Annotated in this window: 10 protein-coding genes; 5 read left to right on the top strand and 5 right to left on the bottom strand. The window is 60.8% G+C overall.

What is annotated here, in order from left to right; translation table 11 throughout:
- Positions 1 to 231: 231 nt before the first annotated feature.
- Positions 232 to 888 (top strand): hypothetical protein, encoded by a 657-nt coding sequence (locus QO231_RS16670; protein ID WP_316778899.1) that lies wholly within the window; start codon positions 232 to 234, stop codon positions 886 to 888.
- A gap of 351 nt (positions 889 to 1239) precedes the next feature.
- On the opposite strand, the gene QO231_RS16665 is transcribed toward QO231_RS16670, so the two are convergent.
- Complete coding sequence (locus QO231_RS16665) at positions 1240 to 3000, bottom strand: tetratricopeptide repeat protein (protein ID WP_316778897.1); 1761 nt, start codon at positions 2998 to 3000, stop codon at positions 1240 to 1242.
- A 278-nt stretch (positions 3001 to 3278) separates the two neighbouring features.
- On the opposite strand from QO231_RS16665, the gene QO231_RS16660 reads away from it, so the two are divergent.
- The 4 genes from QO231_RS16660 (at position 3279) to QO231_RS16645 (ending at position 7623) form a co-directional block, all read left to right on the top strand.
- A complete protein-coding gene (locus QO231_RS16660) occupies positions 3279 to 3536 on the top strand; it encodes a hypothetical protein (RefSeq protein ID WP_316778894.1) in 258 nt (85 codons plus the stop codon).
- A gap of 118 nt (positions 3537 to 3654) precedes the next feature.
- Positions 3655 to 5151: a DUF1214 domain-containing protein gene (locus tag QO231_RS16655; RefSeq protein WP_316778891.1), complete on the top strand. Its 1497-nt coding sequence runs from the start codon at positions 3655 to 3657 to the stop codon at positions 5149 to 5151.
- Positions 5152 to 5211: 60 nt separating this feature from the next.
- Positions 5212 to 6738 carry a DUF1254 domain-containing protein gene (locus QO231_RS16650; RefSeq protein ID WP_316778889.1) on the top strand — a complete coding sequence of 509 codons (1527 nt, stop codon included), beginning with the start codon at positions 5212 to 5214 and terminating at the stop codon, positions 6736 to 6738.
- 105 nt (positions 6739 to 6843) lie between these two features.
- Complete coding sequence (locus QO231_RS16645; protein ID WP_316778887.1) at positions 6844 to 7623, top strand: hypothetical protein; 780 nt, start codon at positions 6844 to 6846, stop codon at positions 7621 to 7623.
- A 35-nt stretch (positions 7624 to 7658) separates the two neighbouring features.
- Here QO231_RS16645 and QO231_RS16640 read toward each other — a convergent pair whose 3' ends face one another.
- From QO231_RS16640 to QO231_RS16625, 4 genes are all read right to left on the bottom strand, one after another.
- On the bottom strand, positions 7659 to 8978 hold the full coding sequence (locus QO231_RS16640; protein WP_316778884.1) for an ISKra4 family transposase: 1320 nt from the start codon (positions 8976 to 8978) through the stop codon (positions 7659 to 7661).
- 83 nt (positions 8979 to 9061) lie between these two features.
- Positions 9062 to 9823, bottom strand: a complete 762-nt coding sequence (locus QO231_RS16635) for an ABC transporter ATP-binding protein (RefSeq protein ID WP_316778881.1) — start codon at positions 9821 to 9823, stop codon at positions 9062 to 9064.
- Positions 9820 to 10872, bottom strand: coding sequence for a FecCD family ABC transporter permease (locus tag QO231_RS16630; RefSeq protein ID WP_316779012.1), 1053 nt, complete (start codon positions 10870 to 10872; stop codon positions 9820 to 9822). The genes QO231_RS16635 and QO231_RS16630 overlap by 4 nt, the downstream gene beginning before the upstream one ends.
- A 2-nt stretch (positions 10873 to 10874) precedes the next feature.
- Positions 10875 to 11885 (bottom strand): ABC transporter substrate-binding protein, encoded by a 1011-nt coding sequence (locus QO231_RS16625; RefSeq protein ID WP_316778879.1) that lies wholly within the window; start codon positions 11883 to 11885, stop codon positions 10875 to 10877.
- Positions 11886 to 11917: the final 32 nt, after the last annotated feature.

Raw genomic sequence — 11917 nt, 5'->3', positions numbered from 1 at the left:
ATGGCTGCGAGGCGCGTTCAATCCCGAACCGTGCTGCCGAGCGAGTGGTCTGCCAGACAGCGGACCTGCAGTCTCGAGAAGCGATCCAGAATCAAGCCGAGTTTGGTCGCGTGCAGGCAGGGACTGGCGCTTGCAACCCCTGTACCGCGATTGCATGTGAGCCAGGCAATGCCTGCTCGGAGGACATTCCGAGGCTTCCGGACTCCGGTCCCTTGCGCGAGGAAGAGGCCGTTGACTGACGAAGTAGACGATTCAGCGGCTCTTTCGGGTGTCGTTATACTCATCATCAAGGCGGGGCTTGCTTCGCTTTATCTCGGAGCACTCGTCTTCCTCGCTGGCTGGTCCTATGCGGATAGATACTTTGCCGAACTCGGCCTGAATCTTGCGGCGATTGATGGTCTCGATACATCGACTTACTCGGGCTTCGCCCTCTGGGTCTTCAGGGACGGGGTTCTGACAATCTTTGCTTTCGCGGCAGCTATTGGAGTTGGCCTTTTCCTCGCACACAGATCCCTTGGGATGCGAGGTAGTCCAGTCTTACTACTTGTGGCTTCGGTTCTGGCACTTTTGATGCTTGTTGGTGCTGCGCAGATCGGTGCGGTTCGCGCCGGACGACAGGTTCCTGAACTGTTCGAGCAAAATTACCAGAACTTTGTTCGGATCAGGGTCGTTGCACGAGAGGATAGTCCTCTCAATGATGTCTTCGTCGTTCGTGGCAATCTCGGCGCCTCGACCTGCCTGCGGAAAGTCTTCATGGATCGACGGTATCTTTATGCATACGCTGGCTACATGAGCACAAGGGCGCCACGGCAGCCAATCATGATCATGCCGCTTTCCGAAATCGCACTGATCGAGACGGTGACCAACCAAGCCCTGTGCAGGCCGTGATTCAGTCATCGAACCAATGGAATTCACGTCGTTTGTGATCGATCCCTATACGTTTCTGTCCAGAGGCTGTTTGAAAACCCAGTTCAGCCAAATCTTTCGTTGATTGGGTTTGAACACGCGAAGACATGCTCGTTCTGATATTGGTGGAAGCTGCACCAAAGTGAGGATGACGAGGACTGAGTGGGGCCGTTTTCGTACTGAAGGGTGAGTTGATCAGATCGCCCGGGCGCCACCCGACGGCAGCTAAATCCTCTCTGGTCTGGTGACTTGAAGAAGGCGAGACTGATTCCACAAATCCAAATCGCCTGCGACACGATGTGGTTGCGATGCGCCCACCTAAAATCCTCTCGCCTATGGCCGTGTCCAGCCTGCTTCGATCATTCCGGCTATGATCTTGTCCATAATGTCCTCGCGTGTTCCGTATTGGCTCATGTATTCAAGCGGGGACGTTGCCATCAGGGTCCGGGACGCAGCCAGTTGAGCGAGAGCAGCCTGTGCGGCCAGGGCCGAGCCGGACTGCGCTCGGGTTTGGGCGATGGCTGCGAGGGCCAGCCCCACGGCAGAGCCGCCTGACGCGCTGATCTCGGCCGAGGACAGCATCTCTTCATAGTCATCCGCCATGAGGTCGTCGATCGCCACGAGGTTGTAGTAGCGCGCCGGCGGATCGATGGATCGGGCAATCGCCTCGCGGATATACCCCACGCCCTCTTCAAACCGGCCGCGCACCGCCAACCGCCAGCCCAACTGATGCAGCGTCTCTGGATCGTTCGGGTTGAGTTCCAGCGCCTTGCGGATCGTCGCCTCAGCTCCATCAAAGTCTCCGGTGGACTGGAGAATGGCGGCATGGGCCTGAAGGGCGGCAATGCTCAAGGGGTCCAGTTCGATGGCCCGCTCCACAGCCTTCAGTGCGCTGTCAAGTTTCGCCTGACGCGTTACCTCGTCTTGCTTCTCCATCACTGCCTGATCCCGTCTGATGAACCCGGCCATGGCCCAGGCTTCGGCATTCTGCGGGTCGCGCTTTACGGCGACTTCGACGCACTCGGCAACGCTCCCCCGCAGGCTCGACGCAACGGTCCGACGGTATTCATGTGCCTGGAGCAGGCAGGCAAAGGTCTCGTCGCTTGGCGCGTTCCGTGTGCCGATCCGGCCGGTCAAGTCGACCGTGACGACTCCGTAGATCTGGCCGAGCTGCACGGCAATGTCCGCAGCCAGCCGATCTTGCACCGAGATGAAGTTGGCCGCGTCGCGTGCGATGTCATAGTCGTGGCTCCAGACGACCTCGCCATCGGTGCGCAGCAATTGCGCCACCAAACGACCAGAACTGCCATCCAAGAGACCACGATAGGTGCCGGTCAGAATGTATTCGATCCCGTATTCGGTATTGAGCGCTTTGAGATTGGTTGACGTCGTCGCGATACGTTCCTCGGGCAACGCAAAGACGCGGATGGTGCCGAAAGGCTGCAAGTCGTTGACGACCTGATCCGACAAGCCATGTGCAAAGAATGTATCCTCGGGTGTTGAACTGCGCGCTTCGAACGGGGCCACGGCAAGACCGGGCGGGCCGAGTGGTTCCGGTGGCGTCCGGTCCGGCCACAAGCCAAGAACCACAATGCCAAGTACAACCAGTGCGGCGACAGCGACGGCAGAGATTCCAAGTCTCGGCAGATAAGATTTGTTTGGGTCGGTCCTTGCCGCCTCGGGCGGGATTGGCGCCGCCGGGACGGAGCGCTCTGTGCCCTCACGCCACGTGATCGTCGCGCGATACCCGCCTTTGGGAATCGCGATCAGCACGGGATCATTCGCCCCGGCAACCGCGAAATAATCATCCAGATCCTTGCGCAGGCGGCGCGCTTCGATCCGAACCACCGGATCGCACTGCGGGTCGAAATCGTCGCCACGATTGAACACCGCGACGGCGATCTCATCGCCCCGCAGCGCATCAAAGTTGCCGGAAACCGTGTTCTCGACCACATGGGTCAGGAACGCGCGCCTTTGTGCCGATCTCGTGAAGGTGGGTGAGGCGAGGATGCGCTGAAGCTGCTGCCGCGCCGCCTCATCGGTAACTGGAGCGGAAACAATTGTTCCCTGACGTGTCGCCGGCGCGTCGGACATTGGTCGAGTTCCTCCATCAAGCGATGTTGGCTCGCTCAATTCGATCAGATTCTTGGTTGCTGGCAGCTGGCTTGCGTCATCTTTGTGCCAAACGGCCCGGCAGCTGGCAACAATCCATCCTGAATTATCTCTGAAAAGATCAAAGGATTCATGCGTGTAACGATATTGCTACCTTGCGGTAACTTACCCAGAGACCGTTCTTTCGGCAGGATTGCCCCCAAGAACCGCCGATTGGCCCTTCTGGTTGAGGTAGCGGGAAAAGCGGGAACTTGTTTGGGATGAACGACGACGATCCATTCAAACAGCGCGAACTGGAAGTTCAGCGGCTGAGGCGTGAGAACGAAGAATTCGAGGCCGCCTGGAGCGACTATCAGGAGGTGCGCGAGGTGCTCAGGCGTCTTCACGCGCGTTCTGACCCTTCCGAGGCGATGCTCGACGATTACACCCGGCTGCAATCGGAGCTTCGTTGCGAAATCGAAGAATGGCTCGCGCCGCCACTGGCGCGAAGAACCGGGTCAAATGGAGGCCGTACATGACGCCCATGCTTGCAACGCCGGTTCCGGACCGGCCATTTACCGCTAGCGAAACAGATGCATCTTTGCGGAACCATCCGGGTCCGTGGAGGGCTAAATCCCACAAAAAGGACTTCAGATAATGACCCGCATGATCACTACGGCGACTTTGACCGCAGCGTTTCTTTGCACAACGGCACTCTCATGCCTCGCGCAGGATGCCATCCCACTTGATCAGGCGACGCTCAGTGGTGACGAGGTGATCGATACACCTGCGGGCACGATTGAATTGCAGGACAGCTATTTCGACGAGGACGCATCCCAGCGTCTGTTCGATGCGATGGACCTGCAACGGGCCGCGCAGGCCTATATCTGGTCGACACCGCTTGTCAGCACGACAACCTGGCGCGACAGTCAGGGCGCGGCCTATGGCACGGATGAACCCGGTGCCTTTGCCGTGCTGGAATCGCTCAAGGAAAAGCGTGGCATCGTTACCGCCAACCTGACCACGCCCTATATCTTCAACTTCACCGATCTGTCTGACGGTCCGATCCAGATCGACTATCCGGCAGGCCAGACCGCGGGCGGTGTTCTGGACATGTGGATGAGGCCGGTGTTCGATCTCGGCCTGACCGGGCCCGACAAGGGCGAAGGGGCCACCTATATCGTCGTCGGCCCCGAGGACGATCCGACGCAATACCAGGCCGATGGCATCTATGTCTACCAGAGTGCCACGAACAACGTGCTGGTCGGCATCCGCATCATCGATCCCGATCCGGCCTATTATGACACCTATGTTTCGCAATACAAAATGGGCCCTGTGGGCTCCACCACGACCAGCACTTTCGTCAACGGCAAGGATGTCGAATGGAGTGCAACGTCGCCACGCGGTCTGGCCTATTGGCAAAAGCTGGCTGGTATCGTCAACGAAGAGCCGGTGCGCGAGATCGACAAGCCGTGGATGGCCATGCTGGCCCCCCTTGGCATCGTGAAGGGCGAAGAGTTTGCCCCCGATGAGCGCCAGCAGAAGATCCTGATAGAAGGCGCCGCGCTTGGCGAACTGATGACCCGTAATCTGCAGGTCAATCCCCGCTATACTGATGTCTGGTGGGAGGGCACGTCCTGGTACAAGAGCTTCGATTTCACCGTCGAGCAAGAGACCGACACGATGCAGCAGATCGACGAACGCGCGACCTGGTTTTACGAGGCCGTCGCCTCCACCAAGGGCATGGTCAACCCACAGCCGGGTGAAGGCCAGGTCTACATGACCTCAAAGCGCGACCAGAATGGCGACATGCTGCGCGCCGACCGCAATTACAAACTGCATGTTCCGGCAGATGTGCCCGTGGGGCAGTTCTGGTCGGTCACGCTCTACAGCGAGGAAACGCGCCGCCCCTATGACAATGGCGGCACCGAGATTGCGGATGTCACCAAGGGGAGCCGTACCGAAAGCCTTCAGGTAAACGAGGACGGCAGCGTTGACCTGTTTTTCGGCCCTGATGCGCCTGCAGGGATGGAGAGCAACCACTTCAAAACCGTCGGCGACGACGGCTGGTTCATCTATTTCCGTCTCTATGCGCCGCTCGAGCCGTTCTTCGACAAGAGCTTCACACTCGACGATTTCCAACTCGTGGAATGATGAACGCGCCCGCCGGTCGTGCCGGCGGGTGAACTTCCAGCAAATGTTAGGACTGCGATCATGCGAACAACAATTGTCAAAGCTGCATTGTGGGGCTGTGTATTCACAGCCGCCGCTGGCACGGCCTCGGCGCAATCAGAACATATTCAGGATCTCGCCAATCTGCCCTTCGAGAACAATCGCCCGACCGAGGCAACCGCCCGGACGTTGATGGAGGAACTGACCTTTCAGCGCGCGACGCAATCCTATCTCTGGGCGATGCCACTTCTGAACACGATGGGCATGCGCGACGGTGCGGCCGAGGCCTTCGGCACGGGCTATAACATCATGCCGATCTGGACCCAGCGGCTGGATGCCAAGACAAAGATCACGACGCCGAACTCGGACCTGATCTATGGCATGGTGTTCGCCGATCTGGGCGAAAGTGGTCCGCTGGTGTTCGAGGCCCCTCCGAAACTGCAGGGGATCATCCTTGACGCATGGCAGCGCCCGATACCGGTCGATGGCGGGGCATATTTCGGCGATCTCGGGCTTCCGGGGCCCGATGCGGGTGCGGGTGGCAATTTTCTCATCGTTCCGCCGGGATGGGACGGCGACGTTCCCGCGGATCACTATGTCTATCGCTCAGGAACCAACAACATTTTCTTCTTTCTGCGGTCGTTCTATCAGAGCCTGGACAACATCAGCCCGGCCACCGACCTGCTGAAGCAATCGGTCATCTATCCGCTGGGCGAGAAGGACAGCGCGAAACCGATGGAATTCCCCGATGCGGCAGGCGGCTCCTATGACATGCTGCCGCGCTCTGACGCGACGGCCTTTGATCAGCTCAAGTATCTTGTCGATACCGAGGGCGAGAACCTTGCCGAGCCTGATTGGCTGGGGATGCTCCACGGCATTGGCATCGATGCCGACCGCGATTTCGCGCCCAATGACGAAACCCGTGCAATCCTCGATGCCGCTGCGAAAACAGGGTACAAGACCAGCCGCGTCATCGGCTTTCAGCATGGTCTGAACGATGCCGATTTCCGCGTCTACGAAGACCGCCAGTGGTTGAACCCGGTCAACAATGTTTCGGCGCGCTGGCCCGATGTTCCGGTTGGGCTCGACTGGATGTCAGCGGATGCCGGATACCGCGATCTTGATGCACGGGCATGGTTCTTCACCGACTACTTCTCGATCAGCCCGGGCATGGTGTCGATGACTCCGGGAAAGGGCGCTTATTACATGATCGGCTTCGAGGACGCCGACGGCGAACCGCTCTTGGGCGATCAGAGCTATGTTCTGAACCTCCCTGCCGACATCCCGGCAGAACTGTTTTGGTCGGTCACGCTCTATGAAGCCGAAAACGCCTCGGGCCTCGACAACGGTCAGCCCTTCCCCTCGCTCGGCAAACTCAACGAGCCCGCCCAGAACGAGGATGGCAGCACAACACTCTATATCGGCCCGCAAGCGCCCGATGGAAAAGAAGGCAACTGGTTGGCAACGGCGCCGGAGCGAGGCTTCTTCGCAATCCTCCGTCTTTACGCACCTTCGGCACCCGCATTGGACGGAAGCTGGAAGCCCGGCGATATCGAGAAGGCAGAATAGTAGCCTGAACAGGGGGCGAAGGCCTGAGGGATGGCGGATGGTCGCTTGATGCCCCGGCAGGCGTGCCCCCTGGATACTCGAGTTGACACAGAGGATTATCTTTTCATGAAGAAGACTTTCATTGCCGTGATTGCAGCGTCAATCATTTCAAATGGTGGCATCGCTGCCGCCCAAGATGCCGGTGCGCAGGCCAACAATCCATTGGCGAATACGACCGCCTTTAACATCCAGAACTACTATATCGGCGAATTGACCGGTGACAGCGACAAAGACGCCAATCAGTTCATCCTGCGTTATGCCAAGCCGTTTTCACTCGGGGACAGCAACTGGCTGATGCGCCTGTCTGTGCCGGTCAGCACCTTGCCTGTCGGCACGAATATGAGCGATGTCACCGATCTGGGAGATATCGATGTCTTTGCCGCCTATCTGTTCGACACCGGCAACCCGGCGGTCAGCTTTGGCATCGGCCCCGAAATCGTGGCACCCACGGCGCAGGATGACCGATTGGGAAACGAGCAGTGGCAGGTTGGTTTCGCAAACGTCTATTTCAACGCAACCAGTTCGAAGTTTCAGTATGGCTACCTGCTGACCTATCGAAATGGCATCGGCGACACGAACGGACGTGAACGGGTGAAGCTCGCCGCCCTTCAGCCTTTTGGCTTCTACCAGCTCGGCCAGGGCTGGTATACCGGCAGCGCACCTGCTTGGACGTTCGACCTGGACAACGGGGATTACAACATCCCGCTTGGTTTGCGGCTCGGCAAGGTGATCCAGGCCAATGACACCGTCTACAACATGTTTGTCGAGCCGCAATACAGCGTCGCTCACGAAGGGGACGGGCAGCCGAAATGGCAGATCTTCTTCGCACTGAACATGCAGTTCTGAGCGATCATAAGACGGGAGTGGGCAAAACCTGGTGGTCAGGCGGCCAGTTTCCTGTGAGCGACAGTCAATCGCCCGTCAAGAACGGCAGCTCTGGTGACGGCCACGCGGTGCGCGCCTTTCGGAGACCATCGCATCCTTCGACGTTTTCCCATACGAGCGTTTCCGATATCGTCGACACAGCCTTCGGCACGGGAGGATGAAATCGGAAAACCGTTGCGGTGCCACCAGCCGTAGTTGGTGAGTGCATCCCAGTTATTTGCCAGATAAGTGTACAGTTCGCGACAACGCGCCCAGACGCGTGCTGCAGCCGCGCGCACCATGGTGTCTTCTTTGGAGAGCCTGGAGCAATCGATCATCAGGCACTGAAGACGTGTACCAGCTGTCATGATTTTCCCATGCCACAGGCACCATCGCAATGTTTCCGATGGGCGTTTGAAGAGTTCCGGCATCCCCGGAAAATTCTCCGCCTGCAAAAGCCCGTTGACGGCGTTCGCAACATGTTGAACTCGCATTGAGATATGCCACCAGTCGAGGATGTGACGGACCGGCCCCCGAACGGCGCGCCGCACCAGATTGGAAAGCGCGGGTTCCCCGTCGGAAATGACGGTGACGGGGCGATGGTCGTCCCATCCTAGCGCGCATAGATCCTGCCGGAGTTCATTGGCCGGAGACCGAACGGCTTGTTGCGCGAGGCCGAAGCGGCGGCTCATATCTGGGCTTTCGATCTTCCCAACCACAAGATCGAGGTGCCGCTTTTGATATTCTGGCCGGCATCGAATATGCGCTCCGTCATCCACAGCAGGGACCGATTGTTCACGATCACTAAGTTCTTTGGCAATTCTGCCCAGCCGATTGCGTACCGTGGTGTTCATCTGCGTCGCGCAAGGCAGAAACGTCTCCATGATCCGTGCGGCTTCCCGAAATGAGTGGCGCGACCCAAGTTCGGCTTGAAGGCGGCGCAATTCCGGGGTTGCTCGATCCGGGAATAAGTGTCCGAGCAGGGTATGTGGTCCACCCGAGATAGCTTCCGGTTTGGCGGTACAGCCACAGCCGCGAATACGCGGCACTCGCACGCGAAATCGACCGAAAAGCGTGTCGAGAACCCGAGGCCGGTAATCATGAATGGCCCTCACCTTATTGCAGGCGGGGCAGCTCCGGCCTGCTTCCGATATCTCCTCGATCTGATCGAGCAGCATCGCTTGCTGCAGTTGCCGGAGCAGCGTCCTGGCATCCTCAAGCAGGAGTCCGAAGCTTTCGGGTTGGGCTTGCCGGAACGGGCGTGAGAAATGGCCGAGTTGATGGGAGCGTTTCCTTCCGTTTTCGAAGGTGGTCTCGACAGTTATTCGGACATCCATGGAAGTTCTCCTCGCAAAGAACCGATCCTAGCACGACCAGACCCCCAAGTTTTGCCCACTCCCTGAGGCGCATGGACAATCCTTCATAGGGCATGGGAAAAATGAAGGCGCGGCGATCCATCTGGGGCCCGATGGCGCGTCGCCGTGACGCCAAAGACTTCGGCAAGGAGAGCTTCGTCGAGCACGTCTTGGGGGGAGCCTGTCGCGACGAGCCTGCCTCCGTGCAGCACCCCGATGCGGTCACATTCCATCGCCTGATTCAAGTCGTGCAGGGCCACGACGCGCGTGATCCGAAGATCTCGCACCAGTGCCAAAAGCGAAAGCTGGTGGCGGATATCGAGGTGGTTCGTCGGCTCGTCCAGCAGCAGCAGGTCCGGCGATTGCGCCAGCGCGCGAGCGATGTGGACGCGCTGCTGCTCGCCGCCTGACAGGGTATGCCAGTGGCGCGTGGCAAAGCCCGCCATTTCAACCGCCCCGAGGGCGTCCCCGACCGCCATGTCGTCGGCCACCCCCCAGCCACGCAGGGGCGAGAGGTACGGTGTGCGCCCGAGTTCCACTGCGTCGCGGACGGTCAGCCGGTCGGTCGTGTCGGCTTGCTGCTCGACGAGGGCGATGCGCTGCGCACGTGTGCGGAGGGGCATCCAGGCAAGATCCTCGCCGTCGGCCAGGACGCGCCCCGATGACGGGCGGCGCAATCCTGCCAAGCATCGCATGAGGGTCGACTTGCCCGAGCCGTTGGGGCCCACAAGGCCGAAAAGCTCGCGTTCGTGGAGGCGGAACGACACGTCCGACAGGAGCGGCGTGCCATGGACGCGTGCGCAGAGGTCGCGGACCTCCACCTTCATCTCCGCGCGCCTCGCACAAGGATCAGCGCGAAGGTCGGCGCGCCCACCAGCGCCGTGACCACGCCGATGGGCAAGACCTGTCCAGGCACGAGGACGCGGCTGATCACGTCGGCGGCCACGAGGAACACCGCCCCCGCAAGCGCCGAGGCCGGCACCAGCTGATCGTGACGTGTCCCGACGAGGAACCGCATGGCGTGGGGGACGACCAGCCCGACGAAGCCAATTGCGCCAACCTTCGAAACCAGCACGCCGACCATGATCGCCGTGGCGGTGACGAGCGTGCCGCGCAGCGCCGGTACGTTGATTCCGAGGGAGGCTGCGCTATCGGCGCCGAATGTGAACGCGTCGAGCGCACGTCGGTGCCACAGGCAAAGGCTCACGCCTGCAAGGGAAACGAGGGCGCAGGCACCGACATCCTCCCACCGGATGCCCGACAGGTTGCCCATCAGCCAGAACATGATGCCCCGCGCCTGCTCGGCATTGGCGGAGCGGGCGATGGTGAAGGCCGTCAGGGCGTTGAACATCTGCGACCCGGCGATCCCGGCGAGGATGATCGCGGCCGCGGCCTGGGTGGCGCGCCCTCCCCCCGCGCCGCCGCTGACCGCACGGGCAAGCGCCGCGACGCATCCAAAGGCCAGCAGCGCCCCGGTCAGTGCGCCAAACGACATTGAGATCGCGCCGCCCCCCACGCCCGCGACCGTGACGAGGACCGCCCCGGTCGAGGCACCCGCAGAAAGGCCCATCAGGTAGGGATCGGCAAGCGGGTTGCGCAGAAGCGCCTGAAGCACCACCCCGGTCAACGCCAGCCCCGCCCCGCAACAAGCCGCCACGACGGCGCGGGGGAGGCGATAGCTCCAGATGATCCCCGCCTCTATCCCGTCCACCGGATAACCCGCCTCCCACAGGTGGTTCGCGAGCGTCCGCAGCACCGTGGCGAAGGGCAGCCGGGTCTCCCCGATTGCTGTGCCGGCCAGGATGGCGAGCCCGAGAACGAGGGGAGCAAGCCAGAGGCCGCGCCCCCGTGCGACGCGTGCAGGCGCGGCCACCATTGTCATTCGAAGGACATCTCCGAGAGCGCCTGCGACAGGGTTCCCAGCCCGTAGATCGACCGCATCGTCGCGCTCATGGCGTGGGCGTCCATCTGCACGATCCGCCGCTCCTGCACGGCCGTCATTTGGCTTGTCACGGGATCGGTGCGCAGGAACGCGAGTTTCTTCTCCACGTCGTCCGCCGGGAAGCGGCGGCGGTCCATGTAGGCGATGACGATGATGTCTGGATCCGCGCGGGCGATGCTCTCCCACCCGACCGTCGGCCATTCCTCGTCGGACTCGATGATGTTCTCGATCCCGAGATTCGACATCATGTACCCCGGCGCGCCGAGCCGCCCGGCCACATAGGGGTCAATCTCCAGATCTGCGGAAGAGAACCAGAAGACGGCCGTCAGATCGCCCGGCAGATCGAGGCCTTCCGCACGCGCGATAGCATCGCGTTCGGATGCCTCCAGTTCCGCGACCAGACCCTCGCCGGCCGACTGCACGTCGAAGATCGCCGCAAGCTCGCGGATGCCCTTGTAAACCGAGGCGGTGTCGAAGGCGCCCACGCGCGTGCCGTCCCCGCCGGTGGAATTGTCCTTGGTGTCGCAATCGGCGGGCATGATGTATGTCGGAACGCCAACGTCACGGAACATCTCGCGGGTGCCCACGATCCCGCTTTCGCCCACGTGCCATTCATATTGCACGGCGACCAGCCCCGGCTTCTTCGCGACCACGCTTTCGAAGCTGGGATCATTGTCGGCCATCCGCTCGATCCCCTCGTTCACCTCCGCGAACTCCGGCAGGACCGGATTGAACCAGACGGAGGTGCCCGAGACCTTGGGCGCAAGGCCGAGGGAATAGAGGATCTCGGTCGCGGACTGGCCGATGGTCACGGCACTGCCCGGGGCGGTGTCGAAGGACATCTCCACGCCGCAATTCGTCAGGTTCAGGGGGTAGGTTGTTTCTTGCGCATGCAGGGGCAGCGCGGCGCTGGCCAGCAGGGTGGCCGTGATCAGTGTCTGTTTCATCCGTTCTTTCCCGTCAGATGGGACCGGCAGGG

The sequence above is a fragment of the Sedimentitalea todarodis genome (assembly GCF_032595355.1).
In the GTDB taxonomy this organism is placed as follows: domain Bacteria; phylum Pseudomonadota; class Alphaproteobacteria; order Rhodobacterales; family Rhodobacteraceae; genus Sedimentitalea; species Sedimentitalea todarodis.
Note: the sequence above shows the minus strand (reverse complement) of the source record. Positions and strands in the feature narration are given on the sequence as shown.